Origin of the sequence: Rathayibacter sp. AY1C2 (assembly GCF_002931195.1) — a bacterium.
In the GTDB taxonomy this organism is placed as follows: domain Bacteria; phylum Actinomycetota; class Actinomycetes; order Actinomycetales; family Microbacteriaceae; genus Rathayibacter.
Genome location: NZ_PSWG01000009.1, coordinates 1 through 21,552, shown reverse-complemented (window position 1 = coordinate 21,552; position 21,552 = coordinate 1). Strand labels below are relative to the sequence as shown.

Below are 21,552 nucleotides of genomic sequence, written 5' to 3'. Positions count from 1 at the left end.
CGGCAGAAACAAGGGGACGGCGCCGTGATCCGGCGAACGGTGAGGCTCAGGGCTGCGCCTCGATCAGGTTTCGCTCGTCTGTGGTTGGGGCGCGTCCGCTCTGCCGAAGACCTGCAGGAGGGCCCAGCCGGCGATGCCGCAGGTGGTGAAGATGTCGGCGACGTTGAAGATCGCGAACCAGTCGACCGCGATGAAGTCGACGACCTCTCCGCCCAGCGGCGTGTCCGCGGCTCGGCTGATGCGGTCCCAGATGTTCCCTGCGCCACCGCCGGCGGCGAGAGCGAGAAGTGCCGGTCCACCCAGCGGAGCCCCGCGGATGGTCCGCACGAACACCCACACCGTGAGGGTCACAAGAATGACGATCAGTCCGACCGCCAGTGCAGGTCCCAGCTCGGAGCCCATCCCGAAGGCGACGCCGGGGTTGAAGATCAACTCGAACCGCGCTCCGAGAGCGAGCTCGATCGTGCGTCCGTCTTCCAGCGCTGTCAGGGCCCAGCTCTTCGTGAGCTGATCAAGACCGAACGCGGCCGCGATCAGCGCAGCGATGAAAGCCACTCGGAGGACGAGCCTGCGCGTGGCGGGCATCAGAACAGCTCGAGGAGTCGAGGCAGAACACCCGACTCGATCAGGATGAACAGACCCAGGCCGATGAATACGGCAGGCACGAGCCAGTGCTCGACCCTCTCCAACAGCTCGGTCACCGTCTTGTTCGTGCCGACGACGCGAGCGATCAGGCACCACACCGCGACGAGGAGGAAGAACACGACGATCGTGACCACCGTGTCCGCGATCGGGCTCGTGCGGAATACGGGCGTGTAGAGGGAGATGTTGTCCGCGCCGTTCGCGATCGTGATCCCCGCAACGCCCAGCAGCCCGACCGCACTGATCGAACTCTCGTCATCGTCGTCGTCATCATCGCCCCTGCTGCGCAGGGTGCGGATGAGCCCGTACAGACCGATCGCCAGCGGGATCAGGCCCAAAAGCCCCACCCACTCATCCGGGATGATCGTCAACCCGGCGGCGGCAACGACGCTGATCGCGACGAGAGTCGCGAAGCCGAGGTACTGCCCCGCCACAACCTTCCAGCCCGGCAGCGAGCCACGGGCGGACGCGAGGAACAGCACCGTCAGAACCACGATGTCATCGATGTTCGTCGCAGCGAACAGTCCGATTGCCGCCGCGATAGTGCCGATCACGGCGCCACTTCCACGCCCCGACGGACCTCCGATGCGGCAGCGTCCACGTCACGTGCGCTCCGTGCTTCCGCCCCGAACGTGCCGCACAGATCCGCTTGGAACCCCGTCGCCTCCAAAAGTGCCTCAGCGGACTCGAGAAGATCGATCAGCTCCGGACGGGCCAACGAGTAGAACACCTGCCGTCCCTCTGCACGCCCCACGACCAGGCCGCACTCGCGCAGGCAGCTCATGTGCTCAGAAGCCGTCGACTGCGCCACGCCCAGCTCCGCCACTAGATCACTGACCCGAGCCTCACCGTGCTGAAGTCGCCGCACGATCTGGAGACGCTTCGGGTCGGCCAAAGAGTGAAAGAGGGAGACGGCGGCAGAGGTGCCCCGCACGTGATCAATCGGCATGCACCGATGTTATCGACAGAAATCGATTTGAGCGACCACTGCCGAGGTGTTCGCGAACGAACGTCGACGTGACAGCAGACGCCGGCAACCAGGTCATCGGCGAGTCGCGTCTCACGGACCGTGTCCGCGAGCTGTGTTCTGCAAGGCACGTTCGCGACACTCGTAATCGGCCAATGGAGGCAGTGCAAGCGTCCAGAAGACATCGAAACCGCCAGCGTCGGCACGGGGCGTTCCGCTCGCCGAAATGGAGCGGTCGACCGGCCTCTACCGCGACGGTCAGGACGGGCGTCGACGTTCGATGAGAATCGTGTCGCGCCAGGTACCGGCGGCTGGTCCGTAAGTCATCAGCGCGATCCGTTCGCGGGTGCCGACGCGGCGGAAGCCGGCGCGGTCGTGGAGGGCGAGGCTGGCGATGTTCTCGGGGAAGATGCTCGACTGGATCGTCCAGAGACCAGCAGCGTCCGCGGCCTCGATGAGCGCCTGCAGGAGTGCCGCGCCGGCGCCGCGGCCGCGCGCGGCGGAGGCGACGTAGACGGAGTGCTCGACCACTCCGCGGTAGACGGTCCTGCTGGAGACGGGTGAGAGAGCGGCCCACCCGAGGATCTGGTCACCGTCGACAGCGACCAGGCGCCCGACGTCGAGCTTCCCCGCATCGAACGCCTCCCACGTCGGCGGTTCGGCCTCGAAGGTGGCGTGCCCGGTCACGATCCCGTCGCCGTAGATCGTCTCGACCGCCGCCCAGTCCTCGGGGGTCATCGGCCGGATCGCGGTCATGAGCAGCAGCTTCCTCCGGCGGATCCGATGTCGGTAGAGCAGACGCCGGTCTCGGGGAGCACGAGCTGCACGCGCCGGGCAGCGGCGTGATCGCCCGCGAGTTCGTCCGCGATCGAGCGGACTTGCTCGTAGCCGGTGACGAGCAGGAAGGTCGGCGCCCTGCCGTACGACTTCATCCCCGCGATGAAGAAGTTCGGCTCCGGGTGGGCGAGTTCCGCGACGCCGTGGGGGTCGACGGTGCCGCAGGAATGCAGGTTCGGGTCGATGAGCGAGGCGAGCGCGCGGGGCGCTTCCACGATCTCGTCTAGGGAGACGCGGATCTCGCGCAGCATGTCGAGGTCGGGGCGGAACCCGGTGGCCTGCACGACGACGTCGGCTTCGACGCTCTCGCGCTCCTTCCGGCGGCGCCCGAGGACGGCGACCCGGCCGGTGGCGGTCTTCTCGAGGCGGTCGATTTCGAAGCGGTCCAGGAGGGTGATCGCGCCGTCGCGGACGAGCTGGTGGACGGTGCCGCCGAGCTTGCCGCGCTCCTCCAACTCGTCGTCGCCTGAGCCGAAGACGCGCAGCGGGCTGGTGCCCCGAATCGCCCACGTGATCCTCGTATCCGGTTCCTCACGGGCGAGGCGGGCGAGCTTGATCAGGGTGTTCGCGGCGGAGTGGCCGGCGCCGACGACGAGGACGCTCTTTCCGGCGAAGCGGGCGCGGTCGGCGTCGAGCACGTCGGGCAGTGCGTGGCTGAGGTGCTCCGTGACGTCGACGGCACCGATGGGGTCGAGGCCAGCGGAGGCGAGGGCGTTGGGGGTCGAGTATGTGCCGGAGGTGTCGATGACCGCGCGGGCGGTGACGTCGACGGCGCCCTCTGGGGTGTCCAGGCGCAACAGGAACGGGGTCGCGGCGCGGCCGGTGGAACGGGTGCGGTCCATGCCCTCGCGGGTCACGGCGGTCACGCGGGAGCGGTACCGAATGACCGGGGCGAGCTGCGGCGTCGCGGCGAGCGGGGCGAGGTAGTCGCGGACGAATTCGTGCCCGGTTGGCAGCTTCTTCGCAGCGGGCGCTTCCCACCCGGCGGCGTCGAGCAGGCGCCCGGCGGCGGAATCGACCAGGTACTCCCACGGCGAGAACAGTCGGGTGTGGCCCCACTGCTGCACCGCGGCCCCGGCGCTCTCGCCGGCCTCGTAGACGATGACGTCCAGGCCCCGCTCGAGCAGCTGCGCGGCGGCGGCGAGACCGACAGGGCCGGCGCCGATGACGGCGACGGGCAGGCCGGTGAGGCGGCGCTCGTCGGTGCGGGGCGGGACGGTCAGCAGCATGGTCATCAGGTGCACTCCTCAACATCGACGGTCATCGATGGATTGAGTCTGCCCCGGCATATCGATGACTGTCAATGTGTGGGAGGGTGGAGGCATGGCGACGACCGAGCTGACTCTCACCGCAGCGGCGGCCGCGTGCTGCGCGCCGCTCGCGCGCGAGCCGCTGAGCGCCGAGGGCGCGGAGCTGCTGGCGCGGGCGTTGAAGGCAATGGCGGATCCGGCGAGGCTTCGCCTGGTGTCGATCGTCGCGTCGAGCAGTTCGGGCGAGGTGTGCGTGTGCGACTTGACGGAGCCGGTTGGGCTGAGTCAGCCCACGGTGTCGCACCACTTGAAGATCCTCGTGGACGCCGGGATCCTGGCCCGCGAGAAGCGCGGCACGTGGGCGTACTTCTCCCTCGTCCCAGGGGCGCTCGATTCACTCGCGGGGATGCTCACCCGCGTCTGACCCTGGGGTCAGGCCGCGGTGACGTGCGCCGCGAGAGCGTCGACGCGCGCGGCGAGCTCGTCGTAGGCCGCATCGAACGCGGCATCCGTGCCCGCGGGTACCGGGTCGGGAATCGACCAGTGCAGCGCCTCCGAGCCGAGCTCCTCGTGAGCGGCGTCGCAGACGGTGATCACGAGGTCGGTGTCCGCGGCGACGTCCGCGAACTGCTGCGGGATACCTTCGGGTAGCGGGAGGCCGTGACGTTCGGCGGTCGCGATCGCGCCGGCCGCCACCGCGGCGGCCGGGTGCGTGCCGGCGGAGGCGACGGGGATGGTGCTGCGTTGCGCCCAGAGCTGCGCGGCGAGCTGGGAGCGGGCGGAGTTCGCGGTGCACACGAACAGCACCCGTCGCGCTGCGGCGGTGGTCGAGGGGCCGAGCTGGTCGAACGCGCCGGGGATCAGGTGGACGTAGCTGCGGCGCCGGTCCGCCTCTGAACGGCGACGGAGGATCATGCCCTCGCGCTCGAGGACGGCGAGGTGGTGCGCGACGAGGTTCGAGGGCATCCCGAGTCGGTCCTGCAACTCCCGCGGCGCCAGGTCACCGAGGGTAAGTAGGTCCACGATCCGCAGGCGCGCGGGATCACTGAGGGCCGCGTGCCGGGCGGCCCGCGCTTCCAGTTCGGTTCGCTCGGTGTTCATTGACTCAATCTTGACTGAGTGATCGTGAGCGGTCAAGATGGCCGACGACATGGACACCACTTCCCTTCCTCCGCTCGCTCGTCGGGCCGTAGCCGAGTTCCTCGGCACGGGCCTGCTCGTGGCGATCGTCGTCGGCTCCGGCATCGCCGCGCAGTCGCTCTCTCCGGACGACGTCGGCCTGCAACTGCTGGAGAACTCCCTCGCGACCGCGCTGGGACTGGCGGTGCTGATCCTCGTCTTCGGCCCGGTATCGGGGGCGCACTTCAATCCGCTCGTGTCCGCCGTCGACGCGCTCCTCGGTCGTCGCGACCGCACCGGCCTGTCCGGGCGGGAGCTGGCGGTGTTCGTCGGCGCGCAGCTGCTCGGCGGCATCGGCGGCGCGGTCCTCGCGAACGCGATGTTCGAGATTCCGACCGCGATCGCGAAGACCGAGCGCGTCACCGCCGGCCACCTGCTCGGGGAGGTCGTCGCCACCGCGGGCCTGATCCTCGTGATCCTCTCCCTCGCCCGCACGCACCGCGGCCCGCTCGCGGCGGCCGCGGTCGGCGCGTACATCGGCGCGGCGTACTGGTTCACGTCCTCGACCTCGTTCGCGAACCCTGCCGTGGCCCTCGGCCGCGTCTTCACCGACACCTTCGCCGGCATCGCCCCCACCTCCGTCCTGCCGTTCGTCGTGGCGCAGGTCGTCGGCGCCGCGATCGGCGTCGGCATCGCCGTGTTCCTCTTCCCGGGCGCCGCCCGGACCGCCGGGAGCCTCGTGGTCCCGGCCACCTCGACCTCCTCGCACGTCTGATCCGAAAGGCCTTCTGATGCATCTCGTCGCCATCGGCGGCAGCGACGCGGGGATCTCCGCCGCGCTGCGCGCCCGCGAGCTCGACCCGTCCGTCGACGTGACCGTCGTCGTCGCCGACTCGTACCCGAACTTCTCGATCTGCGGGATCCCGTACTACTTCTCTCGCGAGGTGCAGCCGTGGCAGTCGCTCGCGCACCGCACCCACGCCGACCTCGAAGCCACCGGCATGACCCTGCGCCTGGACACCTTCGCGACCGACATCGACGTTGCTGGCCAGCAGCTCACCGTCCGCACCCCCGACGGGACGCTCGACCGGATCGGCTACGACGAGTTGATTGTCGGCACCGGCGCCCTCGCGTCCTCCGCCGGGATCGTCGGCGTGGACGAGCTGGGGCCGGAGGACGGAGTGCACGTGCTGCACTCGATGGGCGACACCTTCGCGCTCGAGCGATTCCTCGACAGCCGCGACCCGCAGACGGCGATCATCGTAGGTGCCGGCTACGTCGGCCTGGAGATGGCCGAAGCCCTCACGGTCCGCGGCCTCCAGGTCACGCAGCTGCAGCGCGGCCCGGAGGTGCTCTCCACCCTCGATCCCGAACTCGGCGCCCTCGTCCACACCGAACTCGACCAGCACGGCGTCGAGGTCCTCACCCGCACCACCGTCGCCTCGATCGAGAAGACCGCGACCGGCCTCGCCGTGCACGCCGACCACGACGGCACACCCCTCACCCGCACCGCCGACGTCGTCCTCCTCGTCGTCGGTGTGAAGCCGAACACCGACCTCCTCGCCCGCGCAGGAGCGTCCCTCGGCGCCGGCCGCGCGGTCGTCGTCGACGAGGCCATGCGCACGGGCCTGCCGCACGTGTTCGCGGCAGGCGACGGAGTGACCACGCACCACCGCCTCCTCGGAAGCACCTACCTGCCGCTGGGCACCACCGCCCACAAGCAGGGCCGCGTCGCGGGCGAGAACGCCCTCGGCGGCACTGCCCGGTTCGCCGGCTCCGTCGGCACGCAGGTCGTGAAGGTCTTCGACCTCGTCGCCTCCCGCACCGGCCTGCGCGAGCACGAGGCCCTCGCCGCCGGATTCGCTCCGGCGACGACGACCGCGGTCGCGGACGACCACAAGCGCTACTACCCGGGCGCGCAGCCCATCACGATCCGCATCACCGGCGACACCCGCGACGGGCGCCTGCTCGGCGCTCAGCTCGTCGGCCGCCTCGGCACCGAGACCGCCAAGCGCGTCGACACCTACGCGACCGCCCTGTTCGCCGGGCTCACCGTCGAGCAGGTCTCCGACCTCGACCTCTCCTACACACCCCCGCTCGGCTCCCCCTGGGACGCCGTGCAGATCGCCGCCCAGACCTGGACCCGCACGAACACCGGAAGCAGCATCCCCGCATGACCGACAAGCCCACCGTCCTCTTCCTCTGCCAGCACAACGCCGGCCGCTCCCAACTCGGCGCCGGCCTACTCGAAGTCCTCGCCGGCGACCGCTACACCGCCACCTCCGCCGGGCTGTCGCCCGCGGACACGGTGAACCCTGCGATCGCCTCCACCGTCGCGGAGCTCGGCCTCGACATCAGCGACCGCACCCCCCGCGCTGTCACCGTCGAAGACCTCGACACTGCGGACATCGTCGTTGCGATGAAGCCCGGCCTCACCCTGCCCGCGACCCCGACCGGCCGGTTCCTGGAATGGAAGTTCCCCGACCCGACCGACTGGAGCGCCGAGAACGTCCGTCCCCTCCGAGAGGCCGTCGCCGCTCGGATCCAGGCCGAACTCCTCGGCTAGGCGCGATACGCAGCGGCGTCAGAACGCCGCAACAGACCGCCGAAATTCACAGTGACACTCAGCGCCGCGGATTCTCGCGGCGCTCGGTGTCGCGTCTGCGTGTACCTGTGAGCGACGCCCTATTAGGACGCTGCCTACTCTCCCGCAGTTGCGCGGCGAGCGGCGTCCGCCTGATGGCGATAGAGCGAGGCACGGCTCCATCCGACGAGACGAGCAGCCTCCTCAGCAGTGCGCCCACGCGCTCGCGCGTCCGCGGCGATCGCGAGCTTGTCCGCGACAACCACCGGGTCCGACAGGGGCCGGCCGAAGCGAGTTCCGTTCGCACGTGCGGCGGCGATGCCGGCGTTGACGCGCTCGACGATGAGCTCCCGCTCGTACTCCGCGAGTGTGGCGAGCATGTTCAGCATCAGGCGGCCCGTCGACGTCGACGGGTCGATGCCGTCCGAAATCGACCGAACCTGCACCCCTCGCTCACGCAACAGGTTCACCGTGTTGAGAACGTCGATCAGTGACCGGCCGAGGCGATCTACTCGCCAGACGACGACGGTGTCCCCGTCCTCGGCGTACTCGAGCAGCTTCTTCATCCCGCGCCGCTCGATCGCGGTCTTGCTGCCGGACGTCACGTCCGCGAACACGTCGCGCTTCTGTACCCCAGCCACGAAGAGCGCATCGAGCTGCAACTGCGCGTCCTGACTAGCCGTACTCACACGTGTATACCCGAGAAGCCTCACGATCCCAGTCTGCCTCGGAAAGCCACTCCGAGCACTCTCCTGAGACGAATCGCCACGAGACGCGTTGTTGAGACACCAATGTGACCGCTATACCGGCAGAACTCGACCATGCACCCGTCGTCGTCCTAGTGTCTCAGAAAGCTAATGTTTTGCGAGGCGGTGACCGGATGAGGAGCGGCTGCGGATGTCTCGCGACGGAGTGCTGCGCGATCGGCGCACCGCTCAATAGCGCGCCGCAGTCGTGAGACCAACGGCTTCGCCGCAGCACCCGACCGCGAGGCTGCACGGAGCCGACCAGCGAGACGTCCGTGTCCCCAGGGATGCGGGCCCAACCCGTGCTGACGCCCGTCTCGTTCGACGCTCGTCGTCAATTTTCATCGGGCGGTCAAACGGGCAATCCAGCCGACGCCGGCTCACCATCGGCCGACCGTCGGCAGCAATGACGGTTAACCGGGCTGCCGGCGGGCGGCGGGACAGCCTTGGCGTCTTGACGACCGCGTGAGGCGCGACGGACAGCGCCTATAGCTCGGATATGGTGGAAACGTGATCACCGGAGAGCTCAAGAGCAAGATCGATCGAGTCTGGGATGCGTTCTGGTCCGGGGGGATCTCGAATCCGCTCGAGGTGATTGAGCAGATCACCTATCTGCTGTTCGTGCGGCGGCTTGATGACCTGCAGACGCTCGCTGAGAGGAAGGCGCGCGTCACGGGCGGTGCGGTCGAGCGACCGATCTACCGGCGGGGGCTGGAGCATCTGAGGTGGAGCCGCTTCAAGAACGACGACCCCGAGGTCATGTGGAAGATTGTCGGTGACGAGGTTTTCCCGTTCCTGCGCACCCTCGGCGGCGACGGGTCGACGTACGGCGAGCACATGCGCGATGCCCGCTTCACCATACCGACGCCCATTCTGCTCTCGCGTGTGGTCGACATGCTCGACGACATCCCCATGGCCGAACGCGACACAAACGGCGATCTTTACGAGTATCTGCTGTCGAAGATCGCCTCCGCCGGCGTCAACGGGCAGTTCCGCACGCCCCGGCACATCATCGAGCTGATGGTCGCCATGATGGCGCCCCACCCGGCGGACGAGATCTGCGACCCCGCGTGCGGCACAGCCGGGTTCTTGGTCGCCGCATCCGAGTATGTGCGGCGCGAGCACCCCGGTGTACTGACGAACACCGCGCAACGCTCGCACTTCCACACCAGCATGTTCCACGGATTCGACTTCGACTCGACCATGTTGCGCATCGGCAGCATGAACATGCTTCTGCACGGCATCGAATCGCCCGACATCCGCTACCGCGACTCTCTCTCCGAGGGCGCGAGCGACGACGCCGAGCGGTACACGCTGATCCTCGCCAACCCGCCCTTCGCAGGCTCGCTCGACTACGAATCGACGTCGAAGGACCTGCAGCGCGTCGTGAAGACGAAGAGGACCGAGCTGCTCTTCGTCGCTCTGTTTCTGAAGCTGCTGAAGCCCGGCGGCCGCGCGGCCGTGATCGTGCCCGACGGTGTGCTGTTCGGGTCGTCGACCGCACACAAGGCGCTGCGGCGGATGCTCGTGGAGGACCAAAAGCTCGACGCGGTAATCAAGCTCCCCTCCGGCGTCTTCCGGCCCTACGCGGGCGTGTCGACCGCGATCTTGTTCTTTACAAAAACGAACTCCGGCGGCACCGATGACGTCTGGTTTTACGACGTGCGCGCCGACGGCTTTTCCCTCGACGACAAGCGCAACCCAATCGAAGCAAACGATCTACCGGACGCGCTCACCCGCTGGACAGACCACCGCACCACCGAACGCGAGCGGGCCCGCACCGACCAGTCGTTCACCGTACCCAAGGCAGACATCGCCGCGCACGGCTATGACCTCTCCATCAACCGTTACAAAGAGATCGTCCACGACGAGATCGAACACCGAGCGCCACTGGCGATCATCGCCGACATCGAGGTTCTTGAAACCGAGATCGCTGACGGGCTCGCCGAGCTGAAGGAGATGCTGACGTGAGATCAGCGCGTTTGTCCGACGTCGCCGCGGTGAATCCGAAAGGTGATCGAGTACCCGGGGAGCAGCGTGTGTCCTTCGTCGGGATGGCCCAGCTGGACGACGTGACAGCGACTGCAACTCCGCAGGATTCGCGGCTTTTTACCGCGGTTTCGAAGGGCTACACGATTTTCCGCAATCATGATTTGCTTGTTGCGAAGATCACGCCCTGCTTCGAGAACGGAAAGATAGGCAGGGCGGTTCTCGACGAGGAGATCGGAGTCGGATCTACTGAGTTCCACGTCGTGCGTCCTGGGCCCGAGATTGACGAGAGATACCTCCTCCATTTCCTCCGCCGTCCGGAAGTGCGCAGATCTGGCGAATTGCGCATGATCGGGAGCGGAGGTCAGCGCCGCGTTCCCACGGACTTCCTGCAACAACTCGAGGTTCCATTGCCGCCGCTCGAGAAGCAGCGGAAGATCGCCGCGATCCTCAATCAGGCGGACAGCCTGCGTGCCAAGCGCCGCCAGGTGCTCGCCCAACTCGACTCGTTGCCGCAGGCGTTTTATCGAGAGACGTTTGACGGACATTCATGGCCTGTAGCAACAGTCGCGGACGTCGCCGAGCGAGTTACCGACGGCGAGCACAAAACTCCGCGCCGAAGCGAGTCGGGCGTACCTTTACTTTCGGCCAGAAACGTTCGTGATGGTTGGATTGACTTTGAGAACGTCGACTACGTCGACGAGGCAGAGTTTCAATCTCTCAGCAAGCGAATCCATCCACGCAGCGGCGATGTTCTCATTTCATGCTCGGGGTCGATCGGACGCGTGGCCCAGGTGGGGAGTCGAGCTCGCTTCGCGATGGTTCGAAGTGCCGCCCTCGTGAGGCCATCATCGGTCATTGACTCAACTTTTCTTCAGCATCATCTATCCACACCCACGGTCAAGGCGATCATGATCGCAAGGGCAAATTCTTCGGCTCAGGCAAATCTGTTTCAAAATCAGATCAAGCAGTTGCCCGTCAACCTACCGCCGATGGATTTGCAGGTGCAATTTCGGTCACGGGTAGAGCAACTGGCGACTTCACGAGCCACAGCCCAGCGCCTCGTCCGCGCCGATGACGAGCTCTTCGCGTCGCTGCAGTCACGGGCGTTTAGGGGAGAACTATGACCGCGAACTTTAACTTTTTGCGAGCCGCATGGTCTGACGTATTCGACGACGCCTCCCGCGCGGAGTCCTACCTGTTCAGCGACCCGCGGTCGGCGTGCTTCTACAGCCGCCGGGCGGTCGAGCAGCTCGTCGGCCATCTCTACGAGGTACTCGATCTGCCTGTTCCGTACCAGGACGACCTCGCCGCGCGTATCAATGACGCTGGCTTCGCGCGGGTTGTCGGGGTGGGGATCGGGCAGAAGCTGAACTTGATCCGGAAGCTTGGAAACCAGGCGGTGCATGCGCAGCAGCAGGTGCGGCCCGACATTGCGTTGGCGGCGCTGCGCGAGCTGCATCATGTGCTTGTATGGGCGGCGTTCCGTCATTCGGCGCATCCCGAGGGTGTTCCGATGGGTGCGAAGTTCGATCCTGCTCTCGCTGCCCGAGCGGCACCGCTCACGCGCGAGGACGTGCAGCGGCTCGCGGCGAAGTTTGCCGCGCAGGACGAAGCCCATTCCAAGGCCCTCGCGGACCGGGACGAGCTTGCCGCGAGGCAGGCAGCGGAGATCAAGCAGTTGCGGGCGCAAGTGGCCGCGGCGCAGGCGTCGAACCATGCATCCGACGATCACGACTACTCCGAAGCCGAGACCCGCGACCTGTTCGTTGACGTGCTGCTGGCCGAGGCGGGCTGGCCGCTTACCGAGGCGCGCGATCGCGAGTTCGAGGTCGCCGGCATGCCGAACGGGCCGGGAGTCGGGTTCGTCGACTACGTCCTCTGGGGAAGCGATGGGCTGCCGCTCGCGGTCGTCGAGGCGAAGCGCACAACTAAGAGCGCGCACCTCGGTCAACAGCAGGCGAAGCTCTACGCCGACCGCCTCGAAGCCGCCTACGGGCGGCGGCCCGTCATGTTCTTCACGAACGGCTACGAGCACTGGCTCTGGGACGACGCTGCCGGGTATCCCCCGCGTCAAATCGCCGGGTTCATCACGCGCAGCGAACTCGAGCTGATGATCCAGCGCCGCTCGACCCGCCTGGCTCTGTCCGGGGCCCACGTGAGTCCGGCCATCGCAGGCCGTCACTACCAAGTGCGGGCGATCCGAGCGGTCGGGGACGCGTTCGATCGCAAGCAACGACAGGCTCTGCTGGTCATGGCGACGGGATCGGGCAAGACGCGAACGGTCATCGCGCTGGCCGATCAACTGATGAAGGCGAACTGGGCCAAGCGCATCCTGTTCCTCGCCGACCGCACCGCGCTCGTGAACCAGGCGGCGAACGCGTTCAAGGCACACCTTCCCGGCGCCGCGACGGTGAACCTGGTCACTGAGCGAAACGCTGAGGGGCGCGTGCACGTCTCGACGTACCCCACGATGATGAACCTCATCAACAACATGACCGACGGCGAGGGCACTCCGACGCGGCGATTCGGGCCAGGGTTCTTCGACCTGATCGTGATCGACGAAGCACACCGCTCGATCTACCAGAAGTACGGTGCGATCTTCGACTGGTTCGACGCACTGCTCGTCGGCCTGACGGCGACCCCGAAAGACGAGGTCGACCACAACACCTACCGCCGGTTCCATCTCGAGGACGGTGTGCCGACCGACGCGTACGGGCTCGACGAAGCCGTGGCGGAGGGATTTCTGGTGCCCCCGCGCGGGGTCTCCGTCGGCACCCGCTTCCTGCGCAAGGGCATCCGCTACGACGAACTCAGCGATGAGGAGAAGGACGACTGGGACGCGCTTGACTGGGGCGACGGCGGAACGCCGACCACGGTCGATGCGGAGGAAGTGAACCGATTCCTCTTCAACGAGGACACCGTCGACAAGGTGCTCGCGACCCTGATGACACGCGGGTACAAGGTCGCCGGCGGGGACCGGCTCGGCAAGACGATCGTCTTCGCGAAGAACCAGGCGCACGCCGAGTTCATTCAGCGCCGCTTCGACGAGCAGTACCCCGAGCACGCAGGGCACTTCGCCCGCGTCATCACCCACGGCACCCCCTACGCGCAGAACCTGATCGACGAGTTCTCGATCGCCGACCACGCGCCGCACATCGCGATCTCGGTCGACATGCTCGACACCGGTATTGACGTGCCCGAGATCGTGAACCTGGTCTTCTTCAAGCCGGTGCGGTCGAAGTCGAAGTTCTGGCAAATGATCGGCCGCGGCACCCGCCTGCGCCCCGACCTGTTCGGCGAGGGCCAGCCCAAAAAGGACTTCCTGGTCTTCGACTTCTGCGGCAACCTCGAGTTCTTCAGCCAGGACCTACCCGGCAGCGAAGGCTCGACCCAGAAGTCCCTCACCCAGCGACTGTTCGAAGCCCGGCTCGGGCTGATCACCGCACTCGACCGCGCTCAGCTTGACGCGGATCTGCGCGCGTCGGCCGCCGACACCCTGCTGGAGGTCGTCGCGGGGATGAACATCGACAACTTCCTCGTCCGACCGGAACGGCGATGGGTCGAGCAGTTCGCCGACTCCGCCGCCTGGGATGCCCTGACGCCGGACGACGCGGCCGACGTGCTCGCGCACCTGGCCGGTCTGCCCTCGGGTGTGAGGGACGACGACGTCGATGCGAAACGATTCGATCTGCTGATCCTGCGGAGGCAGCTCGCGCAGCTCGACGGCGACATGCTCGCCGCCGACCGTATCCGCCGACAAGTGCAGGCCATCGCGACGGCACTGCTGGCGAAGGCGGCAATCCCCTCGGTCGCGGAACAGCTCATGCTGCTGGAGGAGATCGCCGGCGACGACTGGTGGGTTGACGTGACCCTCGGCATGCTCGAGGCCGCACGGCTGCGCCTTCGCGCGCTCGCGCGCTTCGTCCCGAACGTCACCCGCCCTCGGGTCTACACCGACTTTATCGATGAGCTCGGCGACGCGACCGAAGTCGTGCTGCGACAGACTACTCCGGGCACCGACCTCGAACGCTTCCGAGCGAAGGCGGCCGCGTACCTACGGCAGCACGAGGACCACCTGGCGCTGCAGCGCCTGCGCCGCAACAGGCAGCTCACGCCCGACGACCTCAGCGCCCTCGAGACAATGCTGCTCGCCAGCGGAGCGGGCTCGAAAGCCGACATCGACCTGGCCACCGAGCAGGCGCACGGACTCGGACCCTTCATCCGCTCCCTCGTCGGCCTGGATCGGGAGTCAGCACTCGAGTCCTTCGCACGTTTCCTCGACGGGTCGCGCTTCTCGGTCGACCAGATCCGCTTCATCCATCTGATCGCCGACGAGCTCACCGCGAACGGTCTAATGGACGCTGGACGCCTCTACGAATCGCCCTACACGGACCACGCCCCGAGCGGGGTCGACTATCTCTTCGACGAGTCCGACGTAACCGTCATCGTGAAGATCCTGCACGACGTCAACGCCCATGCCCGGCCAGAAGGGGTGGCCTGAGCTCGCCCGAGTCTCGTACGACGATCCCCAGCCGGGACGTACCTCAGCGCTCAGTCACTGTTGACGGAAGGCACCGATGCGCCGACGCTGAGCAGATGGACCATCCCGAGCTCGTCACACACGACGACCGCACGATCAGCATCGGTGTGCTGGCGAACCTCAGCAGCGGCTTCCTCGTCAGCGACCCGTCGACAGAGGCATCGACGCTGAACCACATGATGAACCGGTACCGGTCAGACCTCGGCAAGAGAATCGGGCACACGCCCTCCGACGACGAGTGCCACTCGGCACTCGAGGAGCAGATCCAGCGGCTCCGCCGGTCGATCGGTGAGGACGTCTGATCAGCCGCCCGGTCCTCATACGAGACAGTTGGTGCGGCAGAGTCACGCCTAGAGTGGCGCGCATGGAACGAGCTCGCGCAGTCGCGTCCACTGTCGCAGTCAGCGCAATCGCGTTCCTTGTCTCCGGATGCGGGCCGACCGAGTACCGCGGCTACGACAGCGGGATCGACGGGGTGCTCTGGCGCCAGATCGCTGCCTTCGAGGACCCCCTGTCGAGGGAGCTCTTCAGCCCGCGCGTCAACGAATCCGCACCATACCTCGCGGCGCTCAACGGCACTCAATGGAATGGGGAAGCGTCCACAGCGGCCGAGCTCGACCTCGATGCTGGCGGCGGCGTCCTCTACGACCTCTCATCCACGCCCACCTTGGCGAATGCGTCGGTCTTCATCGCCTCAGGTCCCCGCTCCCCCGCCGATGACAGCGCGGGTCCAAGCGAGGTCTACACCTGCTACCGCGTCGAGACCGCGTTCAACGGCGACCCCATGCCCTCAGCCGGACGCGTCCTCCTCGACAGCTGCCCGGAGCCCCTGGTGTCGCTTCTGGCCGAGGACGCGGCCTTCGCCAGCGGGGAGGTGTTCGACGGATAACGGAAGCCAACCCCCACTCCCTCTCAGAGCGATCCCCTACCGGACGGCTGGCTGACGATGATTAGTTCCACCGTCCAGACGACGATTCCCCGCGGGATGCCTGTCGTCTTGGAACACGGCCGCCGGAGGGAGTGGGTATCCTCAGGCGCATGAACAATGTCGCGTCCCGGGAAGGGAAAGCACGTGCAATTGCCACGTGGTTCGCGTTGGGGTTTGCCTTCGTGACGGCGGTCGTTGCTGTCTGGTACGGGGTTGCTGCATTGCAGACGGCAGGCGAAGGTCCCGACTTCGATCTGGCGATCCTGCTCCGTGACGGGGGCGCCGCTGCAACGGCACTCTTTCTGACCTACGCGGTGTTCGCCGCAGCCAAAGCCCGCGGAAAGGGTTGGTTCTGGTTCGAGGTGGGCGCGATCATCGTGAGTGTCGTCGCACTTTGGGCCACCTTCGGTGGGTGGGGTGAAGCTGCTCCTGGAACTCTGGTTGTGGGAGTCGGACTCGTCTGCTCGATCGTGTTGACCCTCCGGTCACTCGCCAGCGCTGGCCCGCATGGAACCTACTTCCCCAAGGGCCACTGAGGTGCGGCCGCTTCGTCGTCAAGGACTCCACGGCGGCTCTGCTGCCGGATCTCGTCTCGGCCGATTTTGGGGGGTCTGCACCCGAACTACAACGTGGCGCCGACGTCGCCGGTGACCGTCGTGCGTGAGAGCGATGGGGAGCGGTTGGCGCCGGCTGTGCGCTGGGGCTTCGTGCCGGTGTGGACGGAGGACTTCAAGAAGCAGCGGCCGCGGCCGATCAACGCGCGGATCGAGACGGTTTCGAGCTCGCCCATGTTCCGGAAGGCGTTTGCGACGTCGCGGGTGCTGATCCCGGCGGCCGGCTACTACGAGTGGACGGTCACGAAGACGGGGAAGCAGCCGCACTTCATCTACGAGCCCGACGCGGCCCTCGCCATGGCGGGCGTCGTGTCGGCGTGGCCGGATCCGTCGAGGGCGGAGGACGATCCTGAGAAGTGGCGTCTGTCGACGGCGATCATCACCCGTGACTCTCATGTGGCGCCGGGTGAGGTGCACGACCGGATGCCGGCGTGCATCACGCCGGACGGGTACGACGACTGGCACGGCGGGCACCTCGACGTCGACGCTCTGATGCAGCTGCTCGACCGGGAGTCGTACGCGGTCGCGCACGACCTCGAGCACTACGAGGTGTCCCGCGACGTGAACAGCGTCCGCAACAACGGACCTCACCTGCTCGACCCGCTGCCGTAGCGATCGGCCTGCCGAGGCGGTTCCGCGCTCCTAAACTGCTGACATGCCTGAGATGGACCCGTTGCAGTTGGCCGCCGGCACTTACGTCGGAGAGAGATGGGGCGAACTTGAATGGCGCAAGTTCGGCCGCGATACGGGCACAAGCGATATTATCGCGAGCCACGATCGGCTTTACCGGTCCTTGAGTTTTGCGGACCCAGATTACCCGGAAGCAGCTCTCCAAGTTCTGGGTTGGGTCCTGTCGCAGGCACCGGACCCAGGATCGGGCGAAAAGGGCAGAATGGAACTGCTGGCCGAATCGATGCCTGATTTGCCAGAATGGATCAAGGAACACGGTCCGAGCCGCACAAAGCGAGTTTTCGCAGACTACCTGGCACCTCGATCGCTCCGCGAAATTCCGACCGAATGGAGCAAGCTGGAGCGCCACAACGTCTTCGATGAAGCGGTACAGTCCGAAACATCCGAAACGCGTTCTCAGTTCGTACCACCGGCAATACCCGGGCCATTTCAAGCCGCGGCCCTGTCCGCCTTCCGCCAGGTGACGACTCCGGGACCCGCACCCTGGGCGACAGCGAGCCCCGAGCCGGCGCTCGCCCCTGCCCCTTCGCTGGAACCTGAGACCACTGCTCCGCGGTCGATTTTCATCGTCCACGGTCACGATCTAGCCGCAATGAATGAGGTCAGTCGTTACGTGTGGCAGGAAACAGGCATCATGCCAACCTCTCTTGCCGAGGAAGCAGGCCAGGGCCAAACGATTATCGAGAAGTTCGAGAGTTTCGCTTCCCGCGCGTCATATGTGATTGTCATGCTCACGCCGGACGACATAGGTCAGAGTGTCGCTGAACGCGAGGAAGGAAAAGAACCGAATGCGCGCGCTCGGCAGAACGTCGTCTTGGAGCTCGGCTACTTCATCGGGAAAATTGATCGTAAAAACATTGTTGTTCTTGACAAGAGTGTAGAACACCCGTCAGATATCGCAGGCCTGTCTTATATAAGGTACCCCGATGGAAACTGGAAGGACTCGTTGCGCCGCGAGTTGCGAGCTGCGGGATTCACGGGTTAGACGCGGGCCGCTGACCCGACGACCGGCGCAGGGGTCAGGCCGTTGAGATCTCGTGGACACGTCCAGGGTGCGGTGGAAGGGTGGGCGCATGTCGAAGCCTCGGACCAAGCTCGCGCGTGCTGCCCTGATCAGCAACGGCATGGTGTGGTTCGGGCTGTCGTTCATGCTCTTCGCGATCGCCGGCGAGCAGACCTACGCGGCATTCACCGGTGAGTGGTTCAACGTCCTCGGGTGGGTGCTGATCGTCGCCGTGGCCGCCGGCCTGGCGGTGGTCGGGGTGATCGAGAACCGGAACATCCGGGCGGGGAAGAAGTACAAGCCGCGTCCTCGCCGCTGACCACCGCTCGAGCGCGCGTGGCCGTTCCACGCGCGTGACCGGGGGGGTCGAGGGGGCTCTCCCCCTCGTGCGGGCCGGCCCGTTTCGGGTCGGCCCGCGCACGCGCTCAGAGGGTGAGCGTGTGGAGGATCAGGGTGGTGGAGCCGATGGGCTTTGGGAAGTCGGTGTAGTCGAGGGTCGCGCGGCGGTTGCTGATGAGGTCGAGGGCGATCAGTTCCTCCTCGGACTCGTCCGTCATGTCGCCGGGCTCCTCGTCCCATTCGCGGAGGACCTGGCGGTCGGCGACGAGGACTTTCCACAGTCCCCAGACGTGGGCGATGGGGCCGGTCGTCTCGTACTTGAAGACGAGGGCGGTCGCGGTGGGCCAGCCGTAGGCGGCCGCGGCGACGATCAGCGCTCGCGCTGCGGCGGCGGTCGCGTCGGCGTCACCGGACGCGGCCGCGGCGTCGACGGCGACCTCGGCCGCTCGCAGCGTCGGGTCCTCCTGGTAAGGGTCGAAGCGGTGGGCGGGGCGGGGTGCGGTGGTCGTGGTGGTCATGGTGGGGCCTTCCTGTGCAGCAGTGGGAGAGGAGGAGGGGGCGGGGACCGGCGCGAGCCGGTCCCCGCCGGGTGGGCTAGCTGAGCCCTGCGGCGTCGGCGGGGGTGCTGTCGCCGGTGACGACCTGCTCGACCGGGGAGAGCGCGTATCCCCAGGCCGCGAGCTGGCGGAAGTGCTCGGCCGTGCGCTCGTCGCCGCGGCGCCAGGACTCCTTGCTCGTGTGCGCCTCCTGGCCTCCGAGCACGACAGCGAGGGCGACCAGGCGGGTCTTCGCGGGGTTCGCCTCGACCAGCGCTGCGAGGGCGTCGGCGCGGTAGCCGGAGGGGCGCTCGATGCGCAGCAGCGCGTGCGCGAGGTCGCTGCCGTTGCTCATCCCGGAGGACACCGCGAACCGGTGGGTGGTGAGACCGAGGGCGATGATGCGATCCGCGTCCTTGGGGAGGGTCTTGCGGGCGAGGAAGGTCGCGATCCACTCGCGGCGCACCTTCTCGGCCGCGTTCCACGCCTTGTTGTTGGCGATGAGCACCTTCCGCTCCGCGGACTTCTCGGCCCGCTCCTCCTCGGCCTCCTCCTCGGTCTGCGGCTGCTCGGGGGCTCCGTAGGCGTAGGTGAATCCGGCGGCGGTGGGGTCCTGGACGAGGAGGGTGACCTCGACCTCGCCGCGCCAGCTGGTGTCGATGAGCACTCCGCGGCCGGGAGCGGCGGCGACCTGCTCGGGGGTGACGTTCTTGCCGTCCTCGCCGCGCAGCTGCCGCACCGGCGTCCACGTCGCCTGGTCGCCGTAGGCGTCGGAGCGGGTGAGGATCTGGAAGCCGTTGCCGGTGTACTCGGCGGCGGTCGCTGCGAGGAGCGCCTGGTGCGCGGCCTCGTCGCGGAGGGTCTGCGCGGTGTGCTCGAACTGGGCCGGGTCGTGGGTGGCGACCTCGATCAGGGTCGCGCGGGCGTCGGCGTCGTCCTCGAACTCCAACAGCACCGCCGCCTGGTCCAGGGTCAGCTCGTGCTCGTGGAGAACGGATGTGACGGTCGCGGACTCCGCGACCGCGAGGCCCTTCTTCACCGCGTCGGTCTTGGTGCCGGTGCGCTTGGCGATCGCTGCGGCGGAGACGCCCTCGAACGCGAGCTGCGCCCACGCTGCGGTGCGGTCCGCGACGCTCAGCTCGGCGCGCTGGTCGTTCTCGATGATCTGCTGAACGATCCGGTCGGCGGTCGTCTCGTCGCCCTCCACGACGTAGACGGGGATCGTGGGCACTCCGGCCTCGCGGGCGGCGAGGGTGCGGCGCTGTCCGGCGCGGACGATGACGTTGCCGTGCTCGTCGCGGCGGGCGAGGACCGGGGTGATGACCCCGTTCTCGCGGATCGACGCGATGAAGTCCTTCGTCAGCGGGGCGCTGGTGCGCACGTTCGCCTCGATCACGAGGACGGTCGGGTCGATGTGCTGAACGGTCCCGGTTCCGGTGGTGATAGTCACGATGGTTTCTCCTCAATCGGTGTGCGATCATTGAGGCGACGAGTCCCGTGGTTCTAGACCAACTACGGGGCTTTTGTCGTCTTCCTGATCGTTTTTCTTTGCCTCTCCGGCGAGTGAAAACCAATTGAGTGGAGTCGGCGGAGTGACGGCTCTCTCGGGCGAAATAAGGGAGCGTGCGACCGCGTCCGAGAGAGACGGCACGTAGCCGGCGGAGCGAGATAGGTTGAAACCGCGGAGAGGTGAAGAAAACGGGTAATCCGGCCGCGTAGCGGCTCCTGCCGGCGGTGCTCCGTCACCGCTGCGCGTGCGAAGCTCGCGCCCCACCGGAGAAACGACGTCGGTAGGCTTCGGGTAGGTGACGCTTGATCACCCCGGACGGGAGAACGACATGAACGCCGTGATCTACCGCATTCGCTCCATCGCCGCATCGCTCCGCGCGAAGTTCACCACAGCGCCGACGGCGCTGCCGGACGATCCGTTCGGGGAGCCGCCCCGCGAGGCTCACGACCCGCACTCGTACCAGGAAGAGTCCTGGAAGGCACCTGCGCCTTCCACGATCAACTTCCACTGAAGCCATCTCCCCGGGGGAGTGTGAGGGGGTCGCCCCTCACGGGCCGGCCCAGAAGGCCGGCCCCTCCCCCGCACTACTCGGCGGGCGTCAGGAACGCGATCAGCGCGGCGGCCTCGGCGGTGCCGTCGTCGTAGACAGGCATCCCGCCGGGTCCGCACTCCCCCGGCAGTCCGAGCGTGTTGCGGGTGTGCGTGAGGATCTCCGCGTCGGTCGCGGTGGTGTTCTCCGGGTCCTCGTCGCGGCTGGTCGCGAGGATGAGCGCGAGCTGTTCGGCCGTGGCGCGGCCTGTGTCGGTGCGGGTCATGGTGTGGTCCTCTCAGCGGTTCAGGAACGGGGCGACGCGGCGGATCGCTGCGCGGCGGGCGTGGGCGACGCAGTGGCGGAACGAGCCGCTGGTGATGCCGTGCAGCTGGTCGGAGTGCCACGCCTCCCAGACGCCGGACTTGCGGCGGGTGACGTGTACCGAGGGCGTCGTCGTGGGGTCGGTGCCCACGACGCGGACGTCGACCGCGCGGGTGTTCGCGAGCGTGAGGTAGGTCTTCGCGGTGGTCTGCAAGTCGGTGGTGGTCTGCATGGTGTGGGTGCTCCCTCTGGCTGATCGTTTTTCTTTGCCTCTCCGGCGGGGAAAACCGTTTGAGTGGAGGTGGCGCAGTGACGCCGATAGCGGGCGAAATAAGCCCGCAGGGCGCGTCCGCTATCGGTGGCACGGAGCCGGTGGAGCGAAATAGGTTGAAACCGCGGAGA

At 67.2% G+C, this 21,552-nt stretch carries 25 protein-coding genes; 14 read left to right on the top strand and 11 right to left on the bottom strand.

What is annotated here, in order from left to right; all coding sequences use genetic code 11:
• Nucleotides 1-63: 63 nt before the first annotated feature.
• From C5C55_RS08570 to C5C55_RS08550, 5 genes are all read right to left on the bottom strand, one after another.
• Entirely contained in the window at nucleotides 64-555 is a 492-nt protein-coding gene (locus C5C55_RS08570) for a signal peptidase II (RefSeq protein WP_162238049.1), read from the bottom strand.
• A 29-nt stretch (nucleotides 556-584) separates the two neighbouring features.
• Complete coding sequence (locus tag C5C55_RS08565; protein WP_104233614.1) at nucleotides 585-1,196, bottom strand: cadmium resistance transporter; 612 nt, start codon at nucleotides 1,194-1,196, stop codon at nucleotides 585-587.
• Entirely contained in the window at nucleotides 1,193-1,591 is a 399-nt protein-coding gene (locus tag C5C55_RS08560) for a helix-turn-helix transcriptional regulator (protein WP_055794452.1), read from the bottom strand. Before C5C55_RS08560 ends, C5C55_RS08565 begins: the two co-directional genes overlap by 4 nt.
• A 276-nt stretch (nucleotides 1,592-1,867) precedes the next feature.
• Nucleotides 1,868-2,365: a GNAT family N-acetyltransferase gene (locus C5C55_RS08555; protein WP_104233613.1), complete on the bottom strand. Its 498-nt coding sequence runs from the start codon at nucleotides 2,363-2,365 to the stop codon at nucleotides 1,868-1,870.
• Complete coding sequence (locus C5C55_RS08550; protein ID WP_104233612.1) at nucleotides 2,362-3,681, bottom strand: FAD-dependent oxidoreductase; 1,320 nt, start codon at nucleotides 3,679-3,681, stop codon at nucleotides 2,362-2,364. Before C5C55_RS08550 ends, C5C55_RS08555 begins: the two co-directional genes overlap by 4 nt.
• An 88-nt stretch (nucleotides 3,682-3,769) precedes the next feature.
• On the opposite strand from C5C55_RS08550, the gene C5C55_RS08545 reads away from it, so the two are divergent.
• Nucleotides 3,770-4,120, top strand: a complete 351-nt coding sequence (locus C5C55_RS08545) for a metalloregulator ArsR/SmtB family transcription factor (protein WP_104233611.1) — start codon at nucleotides 3,770-3,772, stop codon at nucleotides 4,118-4,120.
• Between the two features lie 8 nt (nucleotides 4,121-4,128).
• On the opposite strand, the gene C5C55_RS08540 is transcribed toward C5C55_RS08545, so the two are convergent.
• Complete coding sequence (locus C5C55_RS08540; protein WP_104233610.1) at nucleotides 4,129-4,797, bottom strand: ArsR family transcriptional regulator; 669 nt, start codon at nucleotides 4,795-4,797, stop codon at nucleotides 4,129-4,131.
• A gap of 49 nt (nucleotides 4,798-4,846) precedes the next feature.
• Here C5C55_RS08540 and C5C55_RS08535 point away from each other — a divergent pair, with 49 nt between their 5' ends.
• The 3 genes from C5C55_RS08535 to C5C55_RS08525 are packed head-to-tail and all read left to right on the top strand — an operon-like array spanning nucleotide 4,847 to nucleotide 7,381.
• On the top strand, nucleotides 4,847-5,590 hold the full coding sequence (locus C5C55_RS08535) for an MIP/aquaporin family protein (protein ID WP_181067815.1): 744 nt from the start codon (nucleotides 4,847-4,849) through the stop codon (nucleotides 5,588-5,590).
• Between the two features lie 16 nt (nucleotides 5,591-5,606).
• Nucleotides 5,607-6,992, top strand: coding sequence for an FAD-dependent oxidoreductase (locus C5C55_RS08530; RefSeq protein WP_104233608.1), 1,386 nt, complete (start codon nucleotides 5,607-5,609; stop codon nucleotides 6,990-6,992).
• Complete coding sequence (locus C5C55_RS08525; protein WP_104233607.1) at nucleotides 6,989-7,381, top strand: low molecular weight phosphatase family protein; 393 nt, start codon at nucleotides 6,989-6,991, stop codon at nucleotides 7,379-7,381. Before C5C55_RS08530 ends, C5C55_RS08525 begins: the two co-directional genes overlap by 4 nt.
• Before the next feature lie 134 nt (nucleotides 7,382-7,515).
• On the opposite strand, the gene C5C55_RS08520 is transcribed toward C5C55_RS08525, so the two are convergent.
• Nucleotides 7,516-8,112: a recombinase family protein gene (locus C5C55_RS08520; protein ID WP_104233606.1), complete on the bottom strand. Its 597-nt coding sequence runs from the start codon at nucleotides 8,110-8,112 to the stop codon at nucleotides 7,516-7,518.
• A gap of 543 nt (nucleotides 8,113-8,655) precedes the next feature.
• Here C5C55_RS08520 and C5C55_RS08515 point away from each other — a divergent pair.
• The 9 genes from C5C55_RS08515 to C5C55_RS08480 all read left to right on the top strand — a co-directional run bounded on the left by C5C55_RS08515 (nucleotide 8,656) and on the right by C5C55_RS08480 (nucleotide 18,231).
• Complete coding sequence (locus C5C55_RS08515) at nucleotides 8,656-10,116, top strand: class I SAM-dependent DNA methyltransferase (protein WP_104233605.1); 1,461 nt, start codon at nucleotides 8,656-8,658, stop codon at nucleotides 10,114-10,116.
• Entirely contained in the window at nucleotides 10,113-11,261 is a 1,149-nt protein-coding gene (locus C5C55_RS08510; RefSeq protein WP_374954235.1) for a restriction endonuclease subunit S, read from the top strand. The genes C5C55_RS08515 and C5C55_RS08510 overlap by 4 nt, the downstream gene beginning before the upstream one ends.
• Nucleotides 11,258-14,638, top strand: coding sequence for a DEAD/DEAH box helicase family protein (locus C5C55_RS08505; protein ID WP_104233603.1), 3,381 nt, complete (start codon nucleotides 11,258-11,260; stop codon nucleotides 14,636-14,638). Before C5C55_RS08510 ends, C5C55_RS08505 begins: the two co-directional genes overlap by 4 nt.
• Before the next feature lie 95 nt (nucleotides 14,639-14,733).
• Nucleotides 14,734-14,979 carry a hypothetical protein gene (locus C5C55_RS08500; RefSeq protein ID WP_104233602.1) on the top strand — a complete coding sequence of 82 codons (246 nt, stop codon included), beginning with the start codon at nucleotides 14,734-14,736 and terminating at the stop codon, nucleotides 14,977-14,979.
• Nucleotides 14,980-15,041: 62 nt separating this feature from the next.
• Nucleotides 15,042-15,566 (top strand): hypothetical protein, encoded by a 525-nt coding sequence (locus tag C5C55_RS08495; RefSeq protein WP_146080912.1) that lies wholly within the window; start codon nucleotides 15,042-15,044, stop codon nucleotides 15,564-15,566.
• A gap of 149 nt (nucleotides 15,567-15,715) precedes the next feature.
• Nucleotides 15,716-16,141: a hypothetical protein gene (locus tag C5C55_RS16300; protein WP_146080911.1), complete on the top strand. Its 426-nt coding sequence runs from the start codon at nucleotides 15,716-15,718 to the stop codon at nucleotides 16,139-16,141.
• A 66-nt stretch (nucleotides 16,142-16,207) separates the two neighbouring features.
• Nucleotides 16,208-16,831 (top strand): SOS response-associated peptidase, encoded by a 624-nt coding sequence (locus tag C5C55_RS08490; RefSeq protein ID WP_258072521.1) that lies wholly within the window; start codon nucleotides 16,208-16,210, stop codon nucleotides 16,829-16,831.
• Between the two features lie 43 nt (nucleotides 16,832-16,874).
• Nucleotides 16,875-17,894, top strand: a complete 1,020-nt coding sequence (locus C5C55_RS08485; protein WP_104233599.1) for a TIR domain-containing protein — start codon at nucleotides 16,875-16,877, stop codon at nucleotides 17,892-17,894.
• Between the two features lie 88 nt (nucleotides 17,895-17,982).
• Nucleotides 17,983-18,231, top strand: a complete 249-nt coding sequence (locus C5C55_RS08480) for a hypothetical protein (RefSeq protein ID WP_104233598.1) — start codon at nucleotides 17,983-17,985, stop codon at nucleotides 18,229-18,231.
• 106 nt (nucleotides 18,232-18,337) lie between these two features.
• Here the strand turns inward: C5C55_RS08480 and C5C55_RS08475 are convergent, their stop codons facing one another.
• Nucleotides 18,338-18,769: a hypothetical protein gene (locus tag C5C55_RS08475; protein WP_104233597.1), complete on the bottom strand. Its 432-nt coding sequence runs from the start codon at nucleotides 18,767-18,769 to the stop codon at nucleotides 18,338-18,340.
• Between the two features lie 76 nt (nucleotides 18,770-18,845).
• On the bottom strand, nucleotides 18,846-20,237 hold the full coding sequence (locus tag C5C55_RS08470; protein WP_104233596.1) for a ParB/RepB/Spo0J family partition protein: 1,392 nt from the start codon (nucleotides 20,235-20,237) through the stop codon (nucleotides 18,846-18,848).
• 388 nt (nucleotides 20,238-20,625) lie between these two features.
• Between C5C55_RS08470 and C5C55_RS08465 the strand changes: the two genes are divergently transcribed.
• Nucleotides 20,626-20,808: a hypothetical protein gene (locus C5C55_RS08465; protein ID WP_104233595.1), complete on the top strand. Its 183-nt coding sequence runs from the start codon at nucleotides 20,626-20,628 to the stop codon at nucleotides 20,806-20,808.
• 73 nt (nucleotides 20,809-20,881) lie between these two features.
• On the opposite strand, the gene C5C55_RS08460 is transcribed toward C5C55_RS08465, so the two are convergent.
• Complete coding sequence (locus C5C55_RS08460; protein WP_104233594.1) at nucleotides 20,882-21,112, bottom strand: hypothetical protein; 231 nt, start codon at nucleotides 21,110-21,112, stop codon at nucleotides 20,882-20,884.
• 12 nt (nucleotides 21,113-21,124) lie between these two features.
• A complete protein-coding gene (locus C5C55_RS08455) occupies nucleotides 21,125-21,382 on the bottom strand; it encodes a hypothetical protein (protein ID WP_104233593.1) in 258 nt (85 codons plus the stop codon).
• Nucleotides 21,383-21,552: the final 170 nt, after the last annotated feature.

Coding starts and splice junctions, on each gene's coding strand:
- C5C55_RS08500 (WP_104233602.1), top strand. CDS start 14,734: ATGGACCATCCCGAGCTCGTCACACACGACGACCGCACGATCAGCATC.
- C5C55_RS08525 (WP_104233607.1), top strand. CDS start 6,989: ATGACCGACAAGCCCACCGTCCTCTTCCTCTGCCAGCACAACGCCGGC.
- C5C55_RS08475 (WP_104233597.1), bottom strand. CDS start 18,769: ATGACCACCACGACCACCGCACCCCGCCCCGCCCACCGCTTCGACCCT.
- C5C55_RS08495 (WP_146080912.1), top strand. CDS start 15,042: ATGGAACGAGCTCGCGCAGTCGCGTCCACTGTCGCAGTCAGCGCAATC.
- C5C55_RS08465 (WP_104233595.1), top strand. CDS start 20,626: ATGAACGCCGTGATCTACCGCATTCGCTCCATCGCCGCATCGCTCCGC.
- C5C55_RS08545 (WP_104233611.1), top strand. CDS start 3,770: ATGGCGACGACCGAGCTGACTCTCACCGCAGCGGCGGCCGCGTGCTGC.
- C5C55_RS08560 (WP_055794452.1), bottom strand. CDS start 1,591: ATGCCGATTGATCACGTGCGGGGCACCTCTGCCGCCGTCTCCCTCTTT.
- C5C55_RS08480 (WP_104233598.1), top strand. CDS start 17,983: ATGTCGAAGCCTCGGACCAAGCTCGCGCGTGCTGCCCTGATCAGCAAC.
- C5C55_RS08550 (WP_104233612.1), bottom strand. CDS start 3,681: ATGACCATGCTGCTGACCGTCCCGCCCCGCACCGACGAGCGCCGCCTC.
- C5C55_RS08485 (WP_104233599.1), top strand. CDS start 16,875: ATGCCTGAGATGGACCCGTTGCAGTTGGCCGCCGGCACTTACGTCGGA.
- C5C55_RS16300 (WP_146080911.1), top strand. CDS start 15,716: ATGAACAATGTCGCGTCCCGGGAAGGGAAAGCACGTGCAATTGCCACG.
- C5C55_RS08555 (WP_104233613.1), bottom strand. CDS start 2,365: ATGACCGCGATCCGGCCGATGACCCCCGAGGACTGGGCGGCGGTCGAG.
- C5C55_RS08535 (WP_181067815.1), top strand. CDS start 4,847: ATGGACACCACTTCCCTTCCTCCGCTCGCTCGTCGGGCCGTAGCCGAG.
- C5C55_RS08540 (WP_104233610.1), bottom strand. CDS start 4,797: ATGAACACCGAGCGAACCGAACTGGAAGCGCGGGCCGCCCGGCACGCG.
- C5C55_RS08530 (WP_104233608.1), top strand. CDS start 5,607: ATGCATCTCGTCGCCATCGGCGGCAGCGACGCGGGGATCTCCGCCGCG.
- C5C55_RS08460 (WP_104233594.1), bottom strand. CDS start 21,112: ATGACCCGCACCGACACAGGCCGCGCCACGGCCGAACAGCTCGCGCTC.
- C5C55_RS08505 (WP_104233603.1), top strand. CDS start 11,258: ATGACCGCGAACTTTAACTTTTTGCGAGCCGCATGGTCTGACGTATTC.
- C5C55_RS08455 (WP_104233593.1), bottom strand. CDS start 21,382: ATGCAGACCACCACCGACTTGCAGACCACCGCGAAGACCTACCTCACG.